At 43.6% G+C, this 22,052-nt stretch carries 24 protein-coding genes; 14 read left to right on the top strand and 10 right to left on the bottom strand.

What is annotated here, in order from left to right:
• Positions 1 to 311 precede the first annotated feature (311 nt).
• The 5 genes from FWF39_RS05300 to FWF39_RS05280 all read right to left on the bottom strand — a co-directional run bounded on the left by FWF39_RS05300 (position 312) and on the right by FWF39_RS05280 (position 6,162).
• The gene (locus FWF39_RS05300; RefSeq protein WP_343382402.1) at positions 312 to 974 is read right to left on the bottom strand and encodes a flavodoxin family protein; all 663 of its coding nucleotides are present in this window, start codon (positions 972 to 974) and stop codon (positions 312 to 314) included.
• A 322-nt stretch (positions 975 to 1,296) separates the two neighbouring features.
• The gene (ppk1, locus tag FWF39_RS05295) at positions 1,297 to 3,489 is read right to left on the bottom strand and encodes a polyphosphate kinase 1 (protein WP_343382401.1); all 2,193 of its coding nucleotides are present in this window, start codon (positions 3,487 to 3,489) and stop codon (positions 1,297 to 1,299) included.
• On the bottom strand, positions 3,455 to 4,390 hold the full coding sequence (locus tag FWF39_RS05290; RefSeq protein ID WP_343382400.1) for a phosphatase: 936 nt from the start codon (positions 4,388 to 4,390) through the stop codon (positions 3,455 to 3,457). Before FWF39_RS05290 ends, ppk1 begins: the two co-directional genes overlap by 35 nt.
• Before the next feature lie 586 nt (positions 4,391 to 4,976).
• On the bottom strand, positions 4,977 to 5,798 hold the full coding sequence (locus tag FWF39_RS05285; RefSeq protein ID WP_343382399.1) for a hypothetical protein: 822 nt from the start codon (positions 5,796 to 5,798) through the stop codon (positions 4,977 to 4,979).
• A 130-nt stretch (positions 5,799 to 5,928) separates the two neighbouring features.
• Positions 5,929 to 6,162 (bottom strand): AbrB/MazE/SpoVT family DNA-binding domain-containing protein, encoded by a 234-nt coding sequence (locus FWF39_RS05280; protein ID WP_343382398.1) that lies wholly within the window; start codon positions 6,160 to 6,162, stop codon positions 5,929 to 5,931.
• Positions 6,163 to 6,657: 495 nt separating this feature from the next.
• Between FWF39_RS05280 and hisG the strand changes: the two genes are divergently transcribed.
• The 11 genes from hisG (at position 6,658) to FWF39_RS05225 (ending at position 16,918) form a co-directional block, all read left to right on the top strand.
• Positions 6,658 to 7,659: an ATP phosphoribosyltransferase gene (gene hisG / locus FWF39_RS05275; protein WP_343382397.1), complete on the top strand. Its 1,002-nt coding sequence runs from the start codon at positions 6,658 to 6,660 to the stop codon at positions 7,657 to 7,659.
• Positions 7,638 to 8,936, top strand: a complete 1,299-nt coding sequence (hisD, locus tag FWF39_RS05270; protein ID WP_343382396.1) for a histidinol dehydrogenase — start codon at positions 7,638 to 7,640, stop codon at positions 8,934 to 8,936. Before hisG ends, hisD begins: the two co-directional genes overlap by 22 nt.
• Complete coding sequence (gene hisC / locus FWF39_RS05265) at positions 8,933 to 10,057, top strand: histidinol-phosphate transaminase (RefSeq protein ID WP_343382395.1); 1,125 nt, start codon at positions 8,933 to 8,935, stop codon at positions 10,055 to 10,057. The genes hisD and hisC overlap by 4 nt, the downstream gene beginning before the upstream one ends.
• 8 nt (positions 10,058 to 10,065) lie before the next feature.
• Positions 10,066 to 10,641: an imidazoleglycerol-phosphate dehydratase HisB gene (hisB, locus tag FWF39_RS05260; protein WP_343382394.1), complete on the top strand. Its 576-nt coding sequence runs from the start codon at positions 10,066 to 10,068 to the stop codon at positions 10,639 to 10,641.
• Positions 10,642 to 11,250 carry an imidazole glycerol phosphate synthase subunit HisH gene (hisH, locus tag FWF39_RS05255; protein WP_343382393.1) on the top strand — a complete coding sequence of 203 codons (609 nt, stop codon included), beginning with the start codon at positions 10,642 to 10,644 and terminating at the stop codon, positions 11,248 to 11,250.
• A gap of 9 nt (positions 11,251 to 11,259) precedes the next feature.
• Entirely contained in the window at positions 11,260 to 11,988 is a 729-nt protein-coding gene (hisA, locus tag FWF39_RS05250) for a 1-(5-phosphoribosyl)-5-[(5-phosphoribosylamino)methylideneamino]imidazole-4-carboxamide isomerase (RefSeq protein WP_343382392.1), read from the top strand.
• A gap of 4 nt (positions 11,989 to 11,992) precedes the next feature.
• Entirely contained in the window at positions 11,993 to 12,811 is an 819-nt protein-coding gene (gene hisF, locus FWF39_RS05245) for an imidazole glycerol phosphate synthase subunit HisF (protein ID WP_343382391.1), read from the top strand.
• On the top strand, positions 12,808 to 13,140 hold the full coding sequence (hisI, locus tag FWF39_RS05240; protein ID WP_343382414.1) for a phosphoribosyl-AMP cyclohydrolase: 333 nt from the start codon (positions 12,808 to 12,810) through the stop codon (positions 13,138 to 13,140). Before hisF ends, hisI begins: the two co-directional genes overlap by 4 nt.
• A 181-nt stretch (positions 13,141 to 13,321) precedes the next feature.
• Entirely contained in the window at positions 13,322 to 14,377 is a 1,056-nt protein-coding gene (gene amrS / locus FWF39_RS05235; protein WP_343382390.1) for an AmmeMemoRadiSam system radical SAM enzyme, read from the top strand.
• A 95-nt stretch (positions 14,378 to 14,472) separates the two neighbouring features.
• Positions 14,473 to 15,318 carry a coenzyme F420-0:L-glutamate ligase gene (locus FWF39_RS05230; protein ID WP_343382389.1) on the top strand — a complete coding sequence of 282 codons (846 nt, stop codon included), beginning with the start codon at positions 14,473 to 14,475 and terminating at the stop codon, positions 15,316 to 15,318.
• A gap of 97 nt (positions 15,319 to 15,415) precedes the next feature.
• Positions 15,416 to 16,918, top strand: a complete 1,503-nt coding sequence (locus FWF39_RS05225) for a CoA-binding protein (protein ID WP_343382388.1) — start codon at positions 15,416 to 15,418, stop codon at positions 16,916 to 16,918.
• Here FWF39_RS05225 and FWF39_RS05220 read toward each other — a convergent pair.
• On the bottom strand, positions 16,908 to 17,303 hold the full coding sequence (locus FWF39_RS05220) for a DUF120 domain-containing protein (RefSeq protein WP_343382387.1): 396 nt from the start codon (positions 17,301 to 17,303) through the stop codon (positions 16,908 to 16,910). The two genes, FWF39_RS05225 and FWF39_RS05220, sit on opposite strands and share 11 nt — an antisense overlap.
• Before the next feature lie 27 nt (positions 17,304 to 17,330).
• Positions 17,331 to 17,747: a hypothetical protein gene (locus FWF39_RS05215; protein WP_343382386.1), complete on the bottom strand. Its 417-nt coding sequence runs from the start codon at positions 17,745 to 17,747 to the stop codon at positions 17,331 to 17,333.
• Positions 17,748 to 17,883: 136 nt separating this feature from the next.
• Here FWF39_RS05215 and FWF39_RS05210 point away from each other — a divergent pair, with 136 nt between their 5' ends.
• Together FWF39_RS05210 and FWF39_RS05205 are read left to right on the top strand one after the other, a co-directional pair.
• Positions 17,884 to 18,138, top strand: a complete 255-nt coding sequence (locus FWF39_RS05210) for an MraZ N-terminal domain-containing protein (RefSeq protein ID WP_343382385.1) — start codon at positions 17,884 to 17,886, stop codon at positions 18,136 to 18,138.
• Entirely contained in the window at positions 18,114 to 18,536 is a 423-nt protein-coding gene (locus FWF39_RS05205; protein WP_343382384.1) for a PIN domain-containing protein, read from the top strand. The genes FWF39_RS05210 and FWF39_RS05205 overlap by 25 nt, the downstream gene beginning before the upstream one ends.
• Before the next feature lie 74 nt (positions 18,537 to 18,610).
• Here the strand turns inward: FWF39_RS05205 and FWF39_RS05200 are convergent, their stop codons facing one another.
• Complete coding sequence (locus tag FWF39_RS05200) at positions 18,611 to 19,027, bottom strand: CBS domain-containing protein (RefSeq protein ID WP_343382383.1); 417 nt, start codon at positions 19,025 to 19,027, stop codon at positions 18,611 to 18,613.
• A 269-nt stretch (positions 19,028 to 19,296) separates the two neighbouring features.
• Here FWF39_RS05200 and FWF39_RS05195 point away from each other — a divergent pair, with 269 nt between their 5' ends.
• Positions 19,297 to 20,157, top strand: coding sequence for a hypothetical protein (locus FWF39_RS05195; RefSeq protein WP_343382382.1), 861 nt, complete (start codon positions 19,297 to 19,299; stop codon positions 20,155 to 20,157).
• Here the strand turns inward: FWF39_RS05195 and FWF39_RS05190 are convergent.
• Both FWF39_RS05190 and FWF39_RS05185 read right to left on the bottom strand, forming a co-directional pair.
• A complete protein-coding gene (locus FWF39_RS05190) occupies positions 20,154 to 20,591 on the bottom strand; it encodes a CoA-binding protein (RefSeq protein WP_343382381.1) in 438 nt (145 codons plus the stop codon). The two genes, FWF39_RS05195 and FWF39_RS05190, sit on opposite strands and share 4 nt — an antisense overlap.
• Before the next feature lie 14 nt (positions 20,592 to 20,605).
• A complete protein-coding gene (locus FWF39_RS05185; protein WP_343382380.1) occupies positions 20,606 to 21,547 on the bottom strand; it encodes a trypsin-like peptidase domain-containing protein in 942 nt (313 codons plus the stop codon).
• Between the last annotated feature and the right edge of the window lie 505 nt (positions 21,548 to 22,052).

The following is a 22,052-nucleotide window of genomic DNA, read 5'->3' as shown; positions in this document are numbered from 1 at the left end:
TGATACGTCCATAATACCCTAAATCGCCATCAACTTGTCTTACGGACAAGAAAATCTCTGGTTTTACTTGTCGAGAAACATCCAAACCGGTTATATACTTTTTGTACGGTTATTTCAATAGACATTTTGACAGCCTTTCCGTTGGAAGTAAATTTATTTAAAGAAAAAGGTTTGAAGTTGCGTGATAAAAGCCCCGTTTCAGGGCTTTTTCACGAAGAATACTTCAAATACCGATTTTGTTCCACCTTTTACACATATACTGCTTGTTAAACAATGTGGAAAAAGCCTAAGATGGCAACGAAGTATCAGCTTTAAAGTTTAACCGATGGTAGCGTTTCTGTTTCACCTTTTATGTAGCGTCCTATTAAAGAACCAATCTGACCGCCCTGTTCCCAGACAGGTAACGTTTCGACAGCAATGCATAAATCTTTTGAAATGTCCGCATCCGGCCCAAACAAGCGTCTAGCCCCACTGACATTGCAGACCCCTCCAACGCCGCATGTCAGGCAAGCCACGTTGCCGCCAATGTGAAACTGCGCTACATGGTTAAACTTTTCCATCTGCATAACAACAGCCAAACTCGAAAGCACCTTCTGAGCAGTTGAGGTCTCTATGCTTGATACGACTGTTACCGCAATTCTGCTTTGATTTAAACTATGTAAATGTCTCATTGACCATAATCTTTCGATGAATGCTTTTGTGTAGCCATCTATCATACGGTATGGTGCGTATCCGCCGATAACAATGGCTTTAGATGTTAGTAGCTTTTTGGCAAGTTCTGGGAAATCGTCATTAATTTTGCAGATGTTGTCTTTGACGCAGGCTTTACATGCTCGGCAGGGTCTTACTGTGATGTCGCTTAATTTGACAAAATCATAGCTCAGTCCGCTGGATTTTAGTATATGCATAATAAACCTATCAGTATTGCTATTTGGTACAGGGCTTCCGGATATGCCCATTATTTCTTTATCCATTTTGTATTCCTTTCTCGGTGCTTTCTTATGTTATGTCCTATTGACAGGATAAATAGATTTTTAATAGTTGATAAAAAAGAAACTTTGCAGGGTAGTTGGTGGTAGTTCGCGAAGAACTATTGTCTGGGTTTTTGGTAAGCGTGGTGCGACAACATTAGACAGCTCACATCAAAGGCTCTCATCTAGCGCAGAATAGAACAAACTAAAATGAAGCACCAACTGATTAGCTGTTTAATGTCACCATCAAACTTTCCACTTATTCTACCCTGTTGCTCCCTTTGATTGTGTGTATAGTTGCTTGATGCAGTATTGTCATTTGGTGTTACGATGAATCCCGAAATTTCAGAAATATATCTTTGATTTTTCTCCCGATATGGGTAATATCGGATGATACTATTGTTCCTTTTGTGCTTTGCATGTTATCAACAAGTATATGAGCGGCGCTGACACGGGCTTGCTCTGTAAATATCGTTTGTGAGTTAATAGGCAGATCTATTGGTGAATGACGCAACACATATCTGCCGTCTGAAAATTGTTCCCATGCTTTTGTATTATCCATAAGCATCGTTTCTAGCATTTCAAAAATTCGTTGCTGAAGTTCCCCATCCAGAACAGGACAAGAAATTTCGATACGACGTTCAGTATTTCTTGTCATCAAATCAGCCGATGAGATGTATATTTTTTTGTCGTCCCCTGCTCCAAAGCAGTAAATTCTTGAATGTTCCAAAAATTCGCCTATGATACTGATAATTGTGATATTTTCGGTAAGTTGCGGAACACATGGTATCAGGCAACAGATACCTCGCACAATCATGGAAATCTTTACACCACTTTGAGATGCTTCAATTAATTTTACTATAATGTCTTTGTCCGTGATTGAGTTGCATTTAATAATTATTCTCCCGTTTTCACCATTCTTTGCCTTCTTCTCCTCCGCCTCTATACATTGTAAAATATTCTGTTTGTAGTAATTAGGAGCTATCCACAGATGGGTATAATCTCCATCATGATTACCCAGTAAAAGGTTATTGAAAAATCTGGCCGCATCTTTACCGATTTCCTGATTTGCTGTGATCAACGAGAGATCAGTATATTGTTTTGCAGTTTTTTCATTATAGTTGCCCGTACCTATTTGCGTAATATATTGTATTTTTCCGTTTTCTTTTTTAGTAATCAGACATATTTTGGAATGTACCTTATAGCCAGATGGCCCATATATCACACGGCAACCTGCTTCATCTAGTCGATTTGACCATTCGATATTATTGGCTTCATCAAATCGAGCACGTAACTCCATTAGTACAATGACTTCTTTCCCATTTTCAGCAGCGCGAATCAGTGATTCGGCAAGTTTAGACTGGGAATCAAGCCTGTAGAGGGTTATTTTTATGGATAAGACTGTTGGATCTTCTGCGGCTTGTTTAATCATTTCAAGAAAGGGTAAAATGCTCTCATAAGGGTAGGACAAAAGGTGATCTTTCTTTTGAACGTATTTCATTATGTTTATTTTTTTGTCAACAGGATAAATATCACAGGGGGTATGTACTGGTCTTACCAAATTTTTTCTGTTTTTTAGCTCTATTTTCTCCTCAAGTTTATGACAATAGTTAAGGTCAAGTGGTGTGGAAGATAAGAAAACTTGTGTATCTTTTAGGTTTAGTTTTTCGCAGAAAAATTCGATAAAAGCGTTTTTTACCTCATACTGAATTTCCAATCTGACAGGTGTAAGGCGTTGGCGTTTTTTAATGAGTTTTTGCATAAATTGGCGATAGTCGATATCCTCGTCTAGTATGCCTTGTTCTGTGTTAATGTCGGCATTTCTGGTTACGGTTAGGATTGTTTTATTTTGTACTTTATACGGTTTAAAAGCGATATGTGAAAAATAATAAATTACGTCCTCTAATAAGACAAAGCGAAATGTTCCTTCTAGAAAGATAATTCGTTCCAATGTTTTGGGAACTGCTATCAATCCAAACGAAGATTTGTTTTTATGTTCCAATGTCACGGCTATATGGAGTTGTTTATTGTCGATATGGGGAAACGGGTGGCGGCTGTCAATTATTTGTGGGGACAATAAGGGCATTATATCCCGTATGAATTGTTTTTCAACCTTCTTTTGTTCATTATGATTCAGGTCACGCATTCTCAAATGGTTAATTTCGAATTTTGTTAGATTTTCTATAACGGTGAAAAAATAGTTGTCTCTAAGTGCATACAGTGAGGTTGTTTGTTTGAATATGGCGTCAAGTTGTTGTTTTGCTGTCATGCCTGTTTTATTATCAAAATATTCGGGAGCAAACAGCATGTAGTCTGTTAGGCTGCCAACCCGGATCATATAGAACTCGTCAAGGTTATTGCTGAAAATAGAGATGAACCTTAGTCGTTCTAATGGTGGATTGTTACTAAAGTTTGCTTCCTCTAAAACCCGTTCATTGAACTTCAGCCATGATAGCTCCCTGTTTTGTATGCAGTGATTAAAATCAGTTTTGTTTGCCACTGTTGGGGGGTTCATCATGTTTCTTTAGCACCCTGTCCATTAAATAACCTTCACGGATACCGTATTCACTTACCGTTATGGTCTTACATTCGAATTTTTTTATTGCATATCGCAGGATAGCCAGTCCTGGTAAAATAGTCATTAACCGCTCAGGGATAGTTTTGTATGTAGTGTGGTAAATATCGTTTTTATTTTCTATCAAAAGTTTGGTAATTTTCTTTATGTAGCGAGTTTCAATGCTGTTTTGTTCCTGTGGAAGATCAAAAATGCTACAAGACAGTTTAAGCGCGGCTCGAAGTGTGCCCCCCACGCCGATCATCAGTGGATAGTTTGTATCTGTTTCCCAATCAATCTTTGAAAATTGGTTACTTATATCTGCTGTAATCTGTTTCATTTCACTTTTTTTAGGTATTATTTCGCTCACGTGTTTAACAGCTAGATTCAAACAGCCGATTGGTAGGCTTATAAGATTTACAGCTCTGTAATTTCTGAAGAGCACAAGTTCAGTGCTTGCTCCTCCAATGTCAATCATTACTCCGTTATCGCAATTTACATATTGAGAAGCCCCGGCAAACCCTAAGGTAGCCTCTGTTTCGCCTTCAAGAACATTTGGTGTCAACCCAGTTTTCTCAATGATAAGTTTTACGGCTTCGTCTTTGTTTGTAATGTTTCTAAGGGAAGCTGTAGCAATCAAATGAATATTGGATAATGCAGTAAAGTTTAGTGCATTTGCTTTAAAATCATTCAGAACGGCGCATGCTTTCTTGATGCCATTTGTGCTTAAGGCATCTTTTGAAACATATTCAGCAAGTCCCAAAATTTCTTTTTGATTGAAAATTTTATCAAATTTGCCATTTTCATATCTGTAGATGGCAAGTCTTGTTGAATTAGACCCGAGATCAATTATTGCATACTTCATAAGGGTATGCTTTTTAATTTTATTATATAAATGTGCTTTATTTATTATATATGCGGTAAATTGGTTTATTTATTATATATAGTTTGCAAAATTGTTTTTTGCACAACACTTTCAGTTTAAGGCCAAACTATGCTCGGATGGCGTGCAAAAATGTCTTTAAACAAACTTTCAGCATCGACAACAACATGCGGCTACATGTGCTGTTGGTTCTTATGGCATTTATGTGAGCACTAAAGGTGATGTCCAAATTCATACTTTATGGAAATGTCAGAACATACCGCCAGCACTTCAGCACTTCATAGCGCTTTGATTTTTTGGATGTGCTATAAAAAAACAATCCCAAACAGAAGCGTATTGGTGATTTAAAGCTTAAAAAGAGCTGGAAAAAGGGGGTCACAGCACATTAAGCGCATCATTTGCAGAAATGGTCTAGGGGTATGTGTGATGAGAAAAAGTTATTCTTAACATCTGCGAGGTACATAACTATACGTACAGAAAAAATCGGTTCAACCCCTTCTCCCCTTTCATCATAAAAATTTCGCAGAGATATGATGACAGAAACAATCCCCATTATTATGCGTTTATACTATGACGTCTTAGCATATTGAATGCGACCTTTATACACAAGTGCAACAAGTAACACTCCTATTACAGTGCATACGCCAATTACCAAACTAAACTCAGCTAGGTTAAGGCCTGCTATTGTTATCTCTGTTTGAGCTGTTTGATCTGAGGTATCAGTGGAGCCTGATGAGGTTGTATTGGACTGATTTGGGGTTTCATTGTTTTGTGTGCCAATAGTTAGGGTTTTTGTGTTACTCCACTCACTTGTTTCTCCTTCAAAGTAGTAGGGTATTACTACTATGGGTGGACTTAGGTCTGCTTTGAGGACTCCGTTCATGGCTTGTACTTGATAATCTACTTTCCCGCCAAAAGGTGCAAATACTCCTCCGATATGGGTGCCGTCAAAGTTACCCGTGAGGTTGCTAAAGCTGTCCTTAGGTCCTCTATCATCACCGCTAAAGATTATCTCGGTATATGCAGAATCCGACTGTAGTGGAAAGCCGTCGTTAGCACGGAATGCTTCCGTCCAGGTGTCTGAATAATGCCCTTTGCATCGAATATTGTACATTAAACCCGAATAATTCGGTTGATTTTTAATCGTAAATTTGATGGTTCCTGCTTCTACGTGATAGCCGGGTTTGGTTATCGTTTCGCCTGTGAAGGGATCTGTTGATTGAGCGGGCGGTACATCATAGGATTGATTAATGAACTCTACGCTAAACTCGGGAACAGCCGGCTTCTTTGAAGCACTCTGCGCTTGTGCTTTATCTATACAAGATATAGCGGCAAAACACAATCCGCTGACTAACAAAACAAACAGAAATACACCAAAGATCTTTTTCATATCAACCACCTTGTGGCTATAGGTCTGTTCTGATATGAAGTTTACTGCAACCCTAAACAGCAAATACAGAAGTTAGCTTCCGGATTTTTGAGTAAACTACTTCCATAAAAATTGGGTATCGTAGACTCGGTTAGGTGTTTTCTTCTCTTAGTTTGTTGAGTTCTTTTTTCATTTCTTCAACGGTTGCATACGTTGTGCCTGATCCGATGTAGTCCCAAATAGATTTTTTTGGTTTAACAAGAATTCCATTCTCTGTTTCAATGACTTCTATGTGTGTTCCTTCTTCTATTTTGAACTTTTTACGTAACCTTACAGGGATGGTTATCTGACCTTTTTTTGTTACTACAACCTCATCTGCGTCCATACTGCAACACTATCTTACTATTCCTTCTTACTTTGAGCTGTTAAGTTTTTAATAACTTTTATTGCCTGCTTAACTCAGAGTTTTAACCAAGCGGTTGTTGTTTTTGCTCTTTTTTTGTTAGTTTACGTTAGTATCTGACACGGGTGGTCGTTTGGTTTTGTGGTTGGTTGCTGGTTTTCTGTTGTTGGTTTCGCGTTTTGTTTATATGCGGGTTATCTATTTACTGTTTTTAAAAGAGGTTGTCTCTCTAAAAATAGCTTTGCAGTACTTGGTATGAGGATTTAGCCTAGTATTGATGCGATAATTTATTAGGGAGTCAGCTGTTGTGGTGTCCTTAGTGACGTATGATGAGGAATTGCGTTCATACAAGGCGATTGCCTTCATTGAAAGCTTAGTGTCGATTTGTTATTGTAAATCAGGCGCATTTCCCCAACAGAACGTTTTTGCAAAACAAAAAACCCTTAGATATAACTCTAAATATTTAGGTGAAAATTTATGGATAAATTAAAATTTGCCATCCCCAAAGGTTCCCTAGAAAAAGCAACCGCAGAATTCTTCTCCAAATCTGGCTTCAAACTCGGCGGAACTGATCGTACTTATCGTCCAAGTATAAATGACCCCCAAATTGAGATGAAAGTGCTACGACCCCAAGAAATCCCCGTGTTTGTCAGCGAAGGTCTCCAAGACATAGGTATCACAGGTGAGGACTGGGTAAAAGAAAACCGTGCTGATGTTGAGATTCTCCAAAACCTCGAATACGGCAAAATCCGCCTAGTTATTGCAGTGCCCAAAAGTGTTCCCGCAGGCACCACCTTGGGTCAGTTCATGGAGTCTATTTGGAGTCAGGGCAAAAACTTCCGTGTAAGCACCGAGTACCTCAATATAGCTTCTGAGTATCTCAAAAGCACCCCTGAATACAAAGCCCGCTTTGGCGAAACAGATCCTGTGTTGGTTACACCTTGGTGGCGAAAGGGCGATAATCCTAAAGCTAAAATCTTTCTCTCCTTTGGCGCCACAGAAGCCAAACCCCCAGAAAACAGCGACTGTATCATGGATGTAACCGAAACCGGAACCACCATAGAAGCAAACGGTTTGCGCATAATTGATACGGTTCTCACATCCGCAGCTATACTTATTGCCAATAAAAAAGCGCTCCAAGACCCCCAGAAACGAGAAAAAATCTACGACATTGTGGCTCTGCTAAAAGGTGTTGTTGATGGCTCAAAACGTATACACATATTTGTCAATGTCAAAAAAGAAAACCTCCAAACCCTGCTAACCGAACTACCCGCCCTTAAAAACCCCACAATATGTCCCCTAGCTGATGAGGGTTGGGTAGGCGTCAATACAGTCATTGAAAAAGACTGCTTCATAGCCATACTTCCAAAAATCCGCCGACTCACTCAGGGCTTAGTGGTGTTTGAACCACGCCAGGTGCTAGCCCTTGATGAGATCGCCTGGAGAACCGACGACCAATGCAAAACCAACCAATCCTAAAACTGTGGACCACAAATCAGTTACCCAAAGATTGGTTCTGTCGTCAACAAACCAATCAAAATCAAGCGGAGCTTCAAACCACCGTAAAAACCATCATAGACCACGTTCGAACCCAAGGCGACCAAGCAATCATAGAGTTCGCCCAAAAATTCGACAAAGCCAACCTCACACCCGCCACCCTGCAAGTCAACTCCCAAGAGATCAAAGACGCCTACCAACAAGTCACAAAACAACAAATAGCCGCCATCGAGTTCATGAAACAACGCGTTAGCATCTTCCAAAATCAACTCCTCACCCAAACCAACGTTCAAGTCTTCAACGAGGGTATTATGGTAAAAACCCTGATGCAACCCCTGGAAAGTGTTGGATGCTATATTCCAGGCGGCCAAGCCGCATACCCAAGCACCGTGATCATGACTGCACTGGTCGCTAAACTCGCCGGCGTAAAACGCATCGTGATATGCTCTCCCTGCGATGCAGAGGGCAAAGTCAACCCCTTAGTGCTTGTCGCCGCTGATATTTGTGGCATAAGCGAGATCTATCGAATCGGCGGCGCCCAAGCCATCGCTGCGCTAGCCTATGGCACCCAAACCATAGCTCCAGTACGCAAAATAGTTGGACCCGGAAGCAAATACGTCACAGCCGCCAAAGTCCAAGTCTCACAAGACACCGCCATAGACATGCCCGCAGGACCAAGCGAAATCCTAATCCTAGCAGATCAATACGCAGATCCTTGCCTAATCGCCTATGACATGATCTCCCAAGCCGAACACGGTACCGACAGCATCTCAGCCCTTATAACAACCTCTCCCAAACTAGCCCAAGACGTACAAAGCTGGATCACCAACATAGTAGCTCAAGCCCCCCGAGCTGAGAAAGTTCTTGAATCCCTCTCTAAATATGGTTTTATCATAGTCTGTACTGATATGGATCAAGCAGTCAAACTAACCAACCAATTTGCCGCCGAACATCTAGAAGTTTTGACAAACAACGCCCAAACTCTCTCCAAACAACTCATCGCCGGTTTAATCCTAATAGGCCCCTACAGCCCTGTACCACTAAGCGATTATGCCAGCGGAACCAACCACGTACTACCCACCGGCGGCTTCGCCCAATCCTTCTCCGGACTCTCCGTTATCGACTTTATGCGCCGCGTCAGTATTGCAGAATGCTCCAAAGAAGGCTTAGAAAAAGTCCGCACACACATTAAGGTCCTAACCGATACTGAGAACCTTCCCAATCACTCCAAAGCCATAGAGGCGAGATTCCAACAATGAGTGCCTCCTACCGTGCATGGCTCGATAAAAAATTGGCCAAACTAGGCGCTATTGACTGCTACAGCGCCGGTGTCACCCCTGAGGGTCTAGCCGATCAACTAGGCGTTGAGTCGTCTGAAATTGTTAAGCTCAATTTCAACGAAAACCTCTACATCGACCGCGCCAAACAAACTGATATCATGAAGCAGCTCTGTGACGAAATCGATCTGCGCATGTACCCCGAGGATGAAGAAATCAAATTACGCCAAAAACTAAGTCGCCACCTCGCTGTTCCTGAGGACTTTTTAGTAGTGGGCAACGCAGGTGATGAGTTAATCGATCGTATGGTACGACTCTTCATTGAGCCCAGCGATGCAGCAGTGGCCTTCACGCCCTCCTTTGCTATCCCCCGGCTCTGTGTCAAGCGCCAAGGCGGCCAATACATAGAAATCCCCCTAAACGCTGACTTTCAACTCAACATAAACGCCATGCTGGACGCATTTTCAGAGAAAACCCGTTTGCTCTATTTGTGTTCACCCAACAACCCCACCGCAAACCAACTAAACCCCAAAGACATCGAAAAACTAACCCAAGCATTCCCCGGCATAGTGATCTTAGATGAAGCTTATGGCGAATTTGCCGATTATAGCTTCATTTCACGCATCCAAGAATTCCCCAATATGATTATACTGCGCACATTCTCCAAAGCCTTTGGTCTAGCCATGTTGCGCCTAGGCTATGCTGTGGCCAACCCCGAATTAGCCAAGGTGATGCGCGATAAATCCCCCCTACCCTACCCCGTAAGTGGATTCTCTATTCGGATGGGTATAAAAATGCTCGAAAACATCACCATAGCCCAAAGTGCCGTCTCAGCACTTATAACCGAGCGCACAAATCTCATAGAGCAACTAAACCAAATCGAGGGTATCAAAGCATTTGCCTCACAGGCAGACTTTATACTCATAAACACCCAAACCCCCGCAGACCAACTCTACACCAAACTGCTTAAACGGGGCATCATACTAAAAAAATGGGGTAAGCTCCTACAATATGAGAGTTGCTTCCGCATAACTGTGGGCCTGCCCCAGATGAATGCTAAACTAATCGAGGCACTAAAACAAATCCAAGGAGAAAAAAAATAATGACGATAATGAGATTTCAAGAGGTTCAGCGTAAAACCAAAGAAACAGACGTTCGTGTTAGTGTCAACTTGGACGGAGAAGGCAAAGCCACAATATCTGCCGGAGTGCCGTTTCTTGATCACATGCTCACTTCTCTGGCCACCCATAGCCTAATTGATATATCAGCATCCGTTAAGGGCGACTTGGTACACCACTGCGTAGAAGACCTCGCCTTGGGCCTAGGGGAAGCCCTAAACAAAGCCTTAGGCACCCGCGAAGGCATCACCCGCTTTGGAAGCGCCGCCGCACCCATGGACTGCTCCATAGCCTTTGCTGCGGTTGACTTAGTTAAACGCCCCTACGGCAAACTCGACCTCAAACTAAAAGGCAAAAAAATAGAAGACATGCCCACCGAAGACATCGTGCACTTCTTTGAATCACTCATTCAAACCCTCCAAGCAAACATCCACATCCTTGTCCTATATGGTAGCAACGACCACCACAAAGCCGAAGCCGCAACCAAAGCCCTCGCACTTGCACTGCGCCAAGCAATCACTATTGACCCAAGACGCAAAGGCGTACCCAGCAGCAAAGGAGTCATCTAAGTGGCCAACACAACCATATTTGACTACGGCGCAGGCAACCTCCTAAGCCTAAAAACCGCCCTAGAAAAAACTGGATTAACTACCACCATAGCCACCACCAAAGAAGACCTAACCCAAGCAGACGCCATCGCCCTACCCGGCGTAGGCAACTTTACCGCCTCCCTAGAAAAACTAGCCCCAGTCAAAGAAACCATACACACCAAAGCCACACAAGGCACACCCATACTTGGCATATGCCTAGGACTGCAGCTATTCTTTCAAACAAGCCAAGAAGGACCCGGAGAAGGACTAGCCCTATTCAAAGGAGAAGTCAAACAACTCCCCGCAACAACAGTAAAAGTACCTCACATGGGATGGAACACCCTTAGCATCAAAAAACCAACTGAACTCCTCGAAGGCATTGCTGAGGACACCTACGTATACTTTGTTCACTCCCTATATCCCGACCCCAAGGACCCAAACATAGTGGCCACACAAACATACTATGGCCAAACCTTCACCTCTGCTATCGCCCAAAAAAACATTTACGGCACCCAATTCCACCCCGAAAAATCCGGCGAAGCAGGCATCCAAATACTCAAAAACTTTGCAAAAATAATAGTACGGTAAGTGACAAATATGCAATTAATACCTGCAATAGACCTAATGGGCGGAAAAATCGTCCGCCTAACCCAAGGTGCCGCCGAAACCGCCAAAACCTACGAAGCCCAATTCGGCACACCCCTCCAAGCCGCCCAACGCTGGCAAAGCGAAGGCGCAGGCAAACTCCACATAATCGATCTCGACGCAGCATTTAGCATAGGCGACAACCGCCCAGTCATCGCCGAGATCGCAAAAAACATCACCCTACCCCTCCAAGTCGGCGGAGGCATACGTAGCTACGAAGTCGCCGAGAGCCTGCTTCAAGTAGGCGTCGCCCAAGTCATACTGGGCTCACTAGCCTTTAGCGACCCTTCCGCTATCACAAAAATCCAAAAAACCTTCGGCGATGATACCGTCATAGTTGCCCTAGATAACTGCAACGGCCACATCATGGTTGATGGCTGGCAAACTGAGACCCCCATGACCGTAGATGAAGCCCTCAACAAATACACCCAACTAGGTGTCCACACATTTCTCATAACCTCCATCGCACAAGACGGCATGCTAAACGGCCCCGACATCCAAACCCTCACCGACGCCGTCCAACAATCCTCAAACACCAAAATCATCGCCGCAGGCGGCATAGGTTCCATAGCTGATTTAGCCGCACTCAAAGCAATCAACTGCAAAGGAGCCGTCATCGGCAAAGCCCTCTATGAAAACCGATTCACACTAAGAGAAGCACTAACAACCATAGGACCCTAACAATATGCCCCTAGCAAAACGAATCATACCTTGCCTCGATGTCGACCACGGCCAAGTTGTCAAATGCATAAACTTTCAAAACCCCAAATCAGCCGGCGACCCAACCGAAATGGCCAAACGCTACAGCGACGATGGCGCCGATGAGTTGGTCTTTTTAGACATTACCGCCTCAAGCGAAAAACGCGACATAATGCGCAAATACGTCCAAGAAGTCGCAAAAACAATCAACATACCCTTCACCGTCGGCGGAGGCATCCGAAGTGTAGCAGATGCACGCCTAATTCTTTGTAGCGGAGCCGACAAAGTCTCCATTAATACAGCCGCAGTCGAAAACCCCCACCTAATCACCGAACTAGCCGATGCCTTTGGACGACAATGCGTCGTCTGCGCTATCGACGTCAAACGCAACCCCACCACCACTGCCACCTCAGCCAACACAAAAAACACAATAAACACCCCCAAGGGCCCCGTTTGGTTTGAAGTCGTCACCTACGGCGGCAGAAAACCCACAGGCATAGACGCCCTAACATGGGCCACCGAAGCCGAAAAACTAGGCGCCGGAGAATTCTTAATCACCTCCATGGACAAAGACGGAACCAAAGACGGTTATGACCTCGAATTAACCCGCAATATAAGCGAACATGTCAACGTTCCCATAATTGCAAGCGGCGGAGCCGGAGAACCCAAACACCTCTACGATGTATTCACAGAAGGCAAAGCGGACGCCGCACTAGCCGCCTCAATTTTCCACTACAACAACTATCCCATTCCAAAAGTCAAAAACTACCTGCACAAAATGGGGGTGACCATACGACAACAATAACACCAACCGAACTGCTCAAAAAACTAGATTTCACAAAAGGCAACGGGCTCATCCCCGTTATAACCCAAGACGCCAAAACCAAAACCGTCCTAATGCAAGCCTACGCCAACAAAGAAGCCGTAGAACTAACCCTAAAAACCAAAAAAGCAACCTACTGGAGCCGCAGCCGAAACGAAATCTGGATAAAAGGCGAAACCAGCGGAAACACACAAAAAATAATCTCCATAAGCACAGACTGCGACTGCGACTCACTACTATATCTAGTCGAACAAACCGGCCCTGCATGCCACACAGGCGAATACAGCTGCTTCTACAACCAACTACTCTAAACAACCTTCAACCCTCCTTAAACATCTAATTTTCCCTCCTTTGTAGAACACACATGGCGTTCTCAAATTCTTCAAAACACCCCGCATGCCTGAGAGGTCTGCGTTTAAGCGGTGCACGAGCTGTTTAAGCCCTTGAGTTAACACTTTTAAACACAATCTGCTCTTTTTCTTTGTGGAAAATATGTCTCTGCATGAAGCGCTACTCTACACTCGCCAAGATGATAACAAAGTCAAATGTTGTCTTTGTGCACGCAGTTGTCTTATCAGTATGGGTGCACCTGGCTTCTGTTTGGTCCGAAAAAATGAAAACGGTACTCTCTATAGCCTAAACTATGGTAAAGCTGTCTCTGTAGGCGTTGATCCTATCAGCAAAAAGCCCCTCTATCACTTCAATCCAGGTGCCTCAGTGATGTCTATAGCGGCGGCGGGTTGTAACTTTCGTTGCCAATTCTGCGATAACTGGATGATAAGCCAAGACCACCAAGCACCCGGCGATCCTTTCTCAGCCGAAGAAGCAGTTAGTGCCGCTCAAAACACAGGTTGCCAAGGCTTAAGCTACACCTACACCGAACCTACAATCTTTTTGGAGTATGTCTATGACATAGCCAAGCTGGCCAAACAGGCCGGATTATTCAACACCTTTGTAACCAATGGATACATGACACCCGAAGCAGTAAAAACAATTGCACCCTGCCTCGATGCGGTTACTGTAGATTTTAAAGGCGGTGCCGACCCCGATTTCTACCGCACAAACATGAGCGTTCCAACAGTCGAACCCATATATGATACCCTAAAAGAATTCAAACTCCACAATGTCCACATCGAACTAACAAACCTCGTTATTCCCAAAATCGGGAACTCGTCTGAAAACATCCGCTCTCTATCTAAGTGGATAAACGATTACTTGGGTCCTGATACCCCTCTGCATATGTTGCGTTTCCACCCCGAATATAAAATGGCCAACACCCCTGCTACTAGTGTGCAAGAAATGGAGCATGCCTATCTAACCGCCAAAAATCAAGGTCTCAACTATGTCTACATCGGCAACATCACCGATCACCCCGCCGAGAACACGATTTGCCCCAACTGCGACATCGCTGTCATCAAACGATGCGGCTTTGAAGTCACACAATGGAACCTAACCGACGACATGCACTGCTCTGTCTGTGGACACCCCATCCCCATAAAAGGCAAACACTGGCAAAACAACCAAAAATTCCCCTACGCACTCTTCTAAACAATCACAAACACTGCAATTGCCTATAATCCTAAAATGGCGTCTTGGATTAGTCTTATTAGTGAAAAGTTGGTTTGCTTTGGTAGCGTTTCTCTATGACTAAATATTTGGCGTTGGCGGTTAAGACCAGTTACTGGAAACCCCATGAAAACTATCTCTATAAAATAACTGAGGCTCTGAGCGGCAAGCTCTTAGATGGGGATTTTGTGGTTGTTTCTGAGAAGGCTCTATCGATTGCTACGGGTTGTATAGTTGATGAAGCCTTGGTTGAGCCTAGTCGAAATGCCAAATTTATTGCTGGGGTTTGGATGCGTGTGGTTTGGGGCTATGGTCTTGGGGTTTTGTGTGGGTTTGGGGGGCGGTTGCTTAGGCGTCTGCGGGAGTACCCCTCTGAGTCGGGGAGTCGTCATAAGCAGGTGGCGCTGGAGCATGCAGGACTTTTGGCTGCGTTGATGTTTGGTTCTGAGGGTGGGATTGATGGTTCTAATTTGGCCTATTCCTATGTTAGTTTGCCTCTGGGTGGTGTTGAGGGTTTTGCTCAGAAAATTCGGCGATGTATCAGAGAAGAGTTGGGTCGTGATGTTTGTGTAGTTATTGCTGATACTGATAAGACTTTTCGGTTTTGTAATTTTTATTTTACTCCGCGGCCTAAGCCGATGCGCGGTATTCATTCTTTGGGTGGGGTGGTTGGTTATGTTTTGGGGCGGGTTTTGGGGTTGAAGCGCAGTTCTACGCCTTTGGCGGTTGCGGGGGGATTTGTTTTGGCTGGGGACGCCTTAACTGTTACAAATGTTGCTGATCGGGTGCGGGGGGTGGGTTCGGGTGCGACGGTGTGGGATATGGCTTCGCGGTTTGGTGTTGCGGTGGATGGGGTGAGTTGGGAGATGATTGCATCAGTTTCTCATAAGCCGCTAGTTATCGTCCGAAGGAAATCGTGTTAAAGGTTAATATTGTAGAAATAAACCAAAAATTGTGTTTTTGGAGAGTAAGACATAAAAATCGGCTTGTGAGCATATGCGCATTACGATGGGATAGCTAATGGAAGAAGCACTACAAAAGCTGGATGCATTCTTTAATCCAAAAACCGTCGCAGTTATTGGCGCCACAAAAAAACCTGGCAAAGCCGGCTGCGTCATCTTTGAGAATCTTGCCACTAACAAAAATGAGGGCGTTTACAAGGGCGAGCTCTACCCTGTGAACCCAAGTGAAGAATCACTTTTAGGGTTTAAGTGTTTTAAGACTCTAAGTGAGGTTCCTGTTGATCAGATTGATCTAGTTGTTATTATTGTTCCCTCCAAAGCAGTTGCTGGTGTCATGGAGGAGGCGGTTGCTAAAAAAGTTAAATGCGCTGTTATAATCACTGCCGGCTTTAAAGAAGTCGGAAACAAAGAACTTGAAGACCAAGTGGTTGAAATCGCCAAAAAGGGCGGTATTCGCATTTTGGGTCCCAACTGCTTGGGTGTCTTTTACCGTAAAAGCGGTGTCGACACTATATTTCTACCCGAGATGAAAACCCTCAGCAATGGTCAAAAATTTGTAGCTACCCCCCGTCCCCTATCTGGTAACATTGCTATGATTACCCAAAGCGGTGCTTTTGGCTCAGCTGCACTTGACTACCTAACCGGTCGTGGTATGGGTGTTTCTAAATTCGTCAGCTTTGGCAACAAATGTGATGTCTCTGAATCTGACATTCTTAACTACCTGCTCCAAGATGACGAAACAACAGTGGTTCTTGTTTATCTTGAAGATGTTAAGGGTGGACGCGCCTTTATCGACATCGCTAAAAAAGTCACCCTCAAAAAACCTGTCGTGGTCATCAAATCCGGCCGTAGCTCCGCAGGAGCCCTAGCAGCAGCATCCCACACAGGCGCCATCGCAGGCAGCGACAAAGTCTATGACGCCGCCTTTGAACAATGCGGAGTCATACGTGCCCGTAGCATGGACGAATTCTTCGACTACGGCAAAGCCCTAGCAATGCAACCCCCAGCTACCGGTAAAAACATGGGTGTTCTAACCGATGCAGGCGGACCCGGCGTTATGACCGTTGACGAACTCGAAACCCAAGGCCTAACCGCAGACCGCTTCGACAAAGAAACCGATGAAAAATTCGACCAACTCAAAAAAGAAGGCAAAATCCTCGAAATCGCCGCCACCCACAACCCAGTTGACCTCACCGGCTCAGTTATCGATGACCAATTCATCGTATCTGCTGACATCATGTTCAACGACCCTAAAACCCACGGCATCATCCTACTTGGCCTCCACCACATGCCGGGTCTCCAAGAGAAATACATCGGCGGCACCGTTGAAGTCGCTCGCAAATACAACAAACCCATCGTTGCAGTCGACATCGGCGAAACTGATCTAGCCATCTACACTCGAACCCACTTCGACAAAATGGGCGTTCCAAGCTTTGACAGCCCCGAAGCTGCCGCACGCGCCATGAAAGCGCTGGTCTGGTATGGCGAATACCTCCAGAAAAACGGCGGATTAGATGCCTACATAGCCAACTTTAAAAAAACAGTTACTGCTAAACCGTAACTGTAACAACAACCGCTAAATCCCCCTTTCCCTTTTCTAATTTTCCACGCAAATAAACCGGTGCAATAACTTCTAAAACATCTACTGGATAATTTGGTACCTGAGGAATCACAACTGCTGCCTCAACACCCAAAATAGTTGCCCTAAAAAGTGTTCCTGAAAAATAACCAGTCTCAGGCTCCACACATATGCCCAAAGCAGACTCAAGCAATCTTTTTCTTTTTAAAACATCCTCTTCTTCAAACAGATGCAAATTTAACGTTCCAAAATAAGGCCTAAACCCCAACTTCTGCTCTATCTGCGCTCTAACCCAAGGTAACTCAACAAAATGTTTACCCTCACCCTTGCCCGAAAAAACTTTGCCTCTAAAGCTTATCTGACCCAAACCCTACCCTTCAATTAGGGTACAGGTCTACCTGTAACCAATTTGTGGTCCCGGCTCTGGGGGACAACATCTCTCCGTCTGTAGCTGTTGCTTTAACCACTGCGCAACTGACTTGAGAATAGGATCACAGGATATATCCACAACCGGTACAATCATCTTTTCCTTAGTTTCAATTATAGGCATATACCGTGGCATAGCGGCGAACCCAACATAGGTCCAATAAACCTTGCGCTTCTCCAAGAGTTCCTTAGCAACCGCAACATTAGACGCCGAAAGCGGGAAATAGAGAAACACCACCCCATCAACCCAATACAACCCTGCCATTTTACCTCCAGCAATCACACTGGTAAACCGCGCAATTTCCTCAGGGCTGTTAAAACAAGTCTTTTCCATAATTACAATTTCCTTAAAAGGCTCATAAGAAACAGAAACTTCATTACTCATAATCATCCACCACTAAGTAACCCATAAAGTGTAATCGGTAACTTATTTAATTTATTATCTGCATAAGAAAGTGGGCAAATAATTAACTGTGGGAATATTTAAATTGGTGGGAATTAGTTTGTATGTGGGAATATTTGTGACTGAGACCACCGTAAAAATGGATGCAAAAGGTCGTATCAGGATCCCCCGAAAATTCCGAGAAGCTATCCAATTAAGCGAAGGGGGCTGTGTCAATATAAAATCCGAAGGGAAAGTCTTGATCATAGAAGCCTCCGAGTCTATAGCCGATAAATACTATGGTATAGTGCATGTAGAAAACTGGCCTGAAGACCTAGAGGAATATGCTAAAACGGAGATGTTGAAACGGTGGAAACAACGCGTTACTATGTAGATGTCAATATATTCGTTTATTGGTTAAGTAACCACCCAGTATACGGCGAAACAGCATATAGCTGGATACAGAAAATCATAGCATCTTCTCCCAGAGAATACGTAACTTCTAGTTTAACCATCTATGAAGCACTGTATGTACTGGCGGGATTAGCTGGCAAAAACTTAAAAAACCGCCCATTTGTAGCGCAAATTACAACCGCTCTAACTCAACTAAAGGGTTTAACAATAGAGCCATTAAAACCCGAAGACCTGACAACTGCCACTGAATTGATGGACAGCAACAAGTTAGACTACGAAGACGCTCTACATCTAGCCGTAGCAATAAGAACTGGTGCTAAAGAAATAATAACAGATGATAAAGATTTTAACATAACAAGCATAAAAAAAGTCTTCTGAAAAGTCTATCTTATATGCTTACGGCACTATTTTTCCGACATTTAAAATTGTACTTATGTGCTGGCGCTTCAAATTTATCGTCGGCAAACTTCTTCCATAGTGTGTAGCATTGAGGGCATCGCAAAAACAATATCCATGGCGCTAATAATCCCAACCAATTCACTGTTGCTAATAACAGCTAAATGTTTGATGTGTTTTTTTCGCATCAGATCTGTAGCTTCTTCTAAGCTGGCTTCTTGGTCAATTGTTATAACCGGCGCAGAAGCAACCATCCCCGCCTTTATTTCACGCGCCGGCAAACCCTGCTCAAAACCCCTAATCAAAGCATCCCTAGATGTTATGATACCTACAGGACGTTTTCCCTGCACAACAACAATAGAATCAATATCAAAACTACTCAAGGTCGCGATGACTTCTTGAAGATTTGTATCCTCACGTACAACCTTGACAGGCTTTGTCATAATTTCTCGAACTAAAACGTTGTCAGACAAAAAACCACCACTAAAAGATAAGCGTATATCTTAATCAATATTTTTAGGAGCAAAACCTTGTCTGAAACTAAATCAAAACACCCTACACTTACCAGACATGCCAAAAAACAAACTATGATATGCAAAAAAGTGCTAATAACATCAATTACTGCTATAGCGAATTAGCGGTTATTGCTCTCAACCCTATTTTGTCCATGTTTTGTGGCACAATGTTATTTAGTTTCTTTTTGGTTGCATATGATGTTATTGTTGTATCGGTGACCAGTTGAGTGTCCTTTGAAATTCAAGAGTTACCCGACGTTATTCGGGTTATTGTTCTTTTAAACCTCACTAAAGGTGCTAAACTTAATCGCTCTACCCTTAAGCGACGCATCGATCGGGTTTGTGTAGGCTATACTTGTATTGATCCTGCTGAGCTTGATAAGGCACTTACAGAGATGGCCGCAGAGAATCTTATTGAGGAAAGCGGTGAGTATGTTCGGTTGACAACAAAGGGGCGCCGACTAGGTAAGGAGTGGGAGAGTCTTTTGCTCAAAAAAGAGCCCATCATGGAGGTTGTCGCCGGTTTAGTCGACGGCTCCATTACCAGCCTTGTTGTCATACTCTCAGCCTTCATAGGTACTCTCACCTCAAATGCCATATTTAGCAACCCTGATCTTGTTATTTTCTCTGCATTTCTAACCCTGAGCGCAGTTGCCATCACAAACTTTTCTAGCTTTCTATTAGGCGGCATCACTGAGGACCTAAACGATATAATGACCCTGCAGAACCTAATGAACTACAGTCTAAGCGATATTCCTGACAAAAAAGAACGCACCAAATCCCTTCTGCTGGTCCAAAAACTCTTCCTAGTGTTGGGCCGCCAGATCCATCGATCAAATCTCTACGCCGCCATCATCTGCGGAGTCACAACCTTCATAGCCGGCATAATCCCCATAGCCACCTACCTACTCCTACCCCCATACTACAACATCGTAGCCTCACTAAGTATAGTCAGCGTCATCGCAGGAGTCTTTTTAGTTCGATATCGCTCAAAGAAAACCCGCGTCAGCTGGAAAATAACTCTCGCCGAAACCCTAACCATAGTCATAATCGCAACAGTTGTCTCACTAATACTGGGCGCAGCTTAACTAGAGCGACACAACTGCAGGTGATCCTCCATTATACATCGATCCATAATCATCCTCAAACCTGACTGCTGTGCCATTTTCGCCGCATCTAAATTGATAATACCCTTTTGCATCCAAACCACACACGGCCTGCCAAATTTAACTCTAAGTTCAATGGCCTGCGCAACAATTGGTGGAACATCTTCACTTTTTCGAAAGACATCTACAATATCTATAGTTTTCTGAATATCAACTGGAATATCTAGAAGACTTTTGTAGCACTTCTCACCCAAAACTTTCTCAACAAACGGGTTAACCGGAATTATTTGGTAACCATGTTTTTTGAGATATGCCGCAACACGGTGACTGGGCCTGCCCAAAGTATCCGATAAACCAACAACCGCAACAACACGGTATTTGTCAAGAATTTCTCTAATTTCTTCTTCTATGTTCATTTTATCACCTTAATTTATGATGATGGTGCTTGGCCGAGTTTTAACTCAAAGAGACATTTTTTGCTATTACGCACCGCAAGCACCTGTAGGGTTTTGCCGATGGTGTATTTGTGGACTTCTGCGACCAACTCTTCAATCCCCTTGATTTCGATACTGCCCACTTGAAGAATGATATCTCCCTGTACCATACCCGCTTGTTTTGCGGGACTGCCCTGAATCACTTTGGTTACAAAAACGCCCCAATCCACCGTTAACCCATAATAGCGTGCTATCTGCATAGTTATAGTTAATCCAACGATGCCCAGCCACGGTTGTTGCTTAGCATTTTTTGTGACTGTTTGTTCGGTACAGTTCTTGGCAGAATTAATAGGAATAGCAAACCCGATGCCCTGTGCATATGGAATGATGGCGGTATTTATGGCAACCACTCTACCCAAAAGGTCAATGAGTGGTCCGCCGCTGTTGCCGGGGTTAATGGCAGCGTCGGTCTGTACGAGGTTTTCAATCAGTCCCCGCTCAGATTCTATGGTTCGATTTATAGCGCTCACAACGCCTCTAGTTACACTGGGGCCTCCCACTAAACCAAACGGATTGCCAATAGCATAAACCTGTTGTCCCACTCTGAGTTTATCTGAGTCTCCCAGCTCCGCGGCTTCAAGCTCTTCGCCATCTTGGACCTCTATGACTGCTATGTCATGGATTGCACAAGACCCAACGATAACTCCCTCTAGCACCTGATTGTTCCACAAGGTTACATTGATTTTTTGTGCTCCACCCACGACATGATTGTTGGTTAGAATCAAACCTCTTTTATCAATGATAGTGCCTGAACCCATGCCGCTTACCGGTACTGCTTGATAGAAAACGTTGTGTACCAATTTGACTGTGGATATGTTTACCACACTTTTGCTTGCTTTCTCGATGATATCTAACACTGCATTCTCATCATAGGACATGCAGATTCCTCAAAAAAGGAGAGTCTGTCTTTGTAATAAATCTTCAATAACTATTCTACCGCGAAATGTTCAAAGAATTGCTTCTGGGCTTTCTCTTCTACGCAAAGCGCCAGCTCGTCGGGTCTTTGTTTAGTTTGTTGTTTTATGGCAAGCGTTTTTGTTCATTAGATCTTCTTGGGATTTAGTTTCTTTTTTGTGGTTGATTATTTCCGCAGATTAGTGATGATGCATGTAGTTCGTAGTTAGCATTATCATGGTTATGGACTATGAAAAACTACTAAAGGTCAACATTTCGGTGTTGCGGAATCACATTTTGACAGACTCACAGATGGCTCTTATTATACTGAATTCGGTTAGTTTTATTTCTGCATAAGCGAAGAAAAATAGACCTCCTCGGCAATTATAAATAGTGTGGTTGCTTGCTTTGTGGGTAAAAGTTGGTTTTGTTTATGTTTGGTAGTTTGGTTCGGTATGAAAAAGCGTCAAAATTAAACGCTCAGGATTT

Origin of the sequence: Candidatus Bathycorpusculum sp. (assembly GCF_009778815.1) — an archaeon.
Lineage (GTDB): Archaea > Thermoproteota > Bathyarchaeia > Bathyarchaeales > Bathycorpusculaceae > Bathycorpusculum > Bathycorpusculum hydrogenotrophicum.
The sequence above is the reverse complement of the archived record's forward strand: the minus strand, read 5'-3'. Positions and strand labels throughout refer to the sequence as shown.

Bases quoted from the DNA above. Each gene is read 5' to 3' on its own strand.
- hisG (WP_343382397.1), top strand. From the start codon at position 6,658: ATGGATAAATTAAAATTTGCCATCCCCAAAGGTTCCCTAGAAAAAGCA.
- FWF39_RS05230 (WP_343382389.1), top strand. From the start codon at position 14,473: ATGACTAAATATTTGGCGTTGGCGGTTAAGACCAGTTACTGGAAACCC.
- FWF39_RS05185 (WP_343382380.1), bottom strand. From the start codon at position 21,547: ATGTCCTATGATGAGAATGCAGTGTTAGATATCATCGAGAAAGCAAGC.
- FWF39_RS05280 (WP_343382398.1), bottom strand. From the start codon at position 6,162: ATGGACGCAGATGAGGTTGTAGTAACAAAAAAAGGTCAGATAACCATC.
- FWF39_RS05190 (WP_343382381.1), bottom strand. From the start codon at position 20,591: ATGAACATAGAAGAAGAAATTAGAGAAATTCTTGACAAATACCGTGTT.
- hisA (WP_343382392.1), top strand. From the start codon at position 11,260: ATGCAATTAATACCTGCAATAGACCTAATGGGCGGAAAAATCGTCCGC.
- hisC (WP_343382395.1), top strand. From the start codon at position 8,933: ATGAGTGCCTCCTACCGTGCATGGCTCGATAAAAAATTGGCCAAACTA.
- amrS (WP_343382390.1), top strand. From the start codon at position 13,322: ATGTCTCTGCATGAAGCGCTACTCTACACTCGCCAAGATGATAACAAA.
- FWF39_RS05300 (WP_343382402.1), bottom strand. From the start codon at position 974: ATGGATAAAGAAATAATGGGCATATCCGGAAGCCCTGTACCAAATAGC.
- hisD (WP_343382396.1), top strand. From the start codon at position 7,638: ATGCAAAACCAACCAATCCTAAAACTGTGGACCACAAATCAGTTACCC.
- FWF39_RS05290 (WP_343382400.1), bottom strand. From the start codon at position 4,390: ATGAAGTATGCAATAATTGATCTCGGGTCTAATTCAACAAGACTTGCC.
- hisF (WP_343382391.1), top strand. From the start codon at position 11,993: ATGCCCCTAGCAAAACGAATCATACCTTGCCTCGATGTCGACCACGGC.
- FWF39_RS05285 (WP_343382399.1), bottom strand. From the start codon at position 5,798: ATGAAAAAGATCTTTGGTGTATTTCTGTTTGTTTTGTTAGTCAGCGGA.
- FWF39_RS05215 (WP_343382386.1), bottom strand. From the start codon at position 17,747: ATGAGTAATGAAGTTTCTGTTTCTTATGAGCCTTTTAAGGAAATTGTA.
- FWF39_RS05225 (WP_343382388.1), top strand. From the start codon at position 15,416: ATGGAAGAAGCACTACAAAAGCTGGATGCATTCTTTAATCCAAAAACC.
- hisB (WP_343382394.1), top strand. From the start codon at position 10,066: ATGAGATTTCAAGAGGTTCAGCGTAAAACCAAAGAAACAGACGTTCGT.
- ppk1 (WP_343382401.1), bottom strand. From the start codon at position 3,489: ATGATGAACCCCCCAACAGTGGCAAACAAAACTGATTTTAATCACTGC.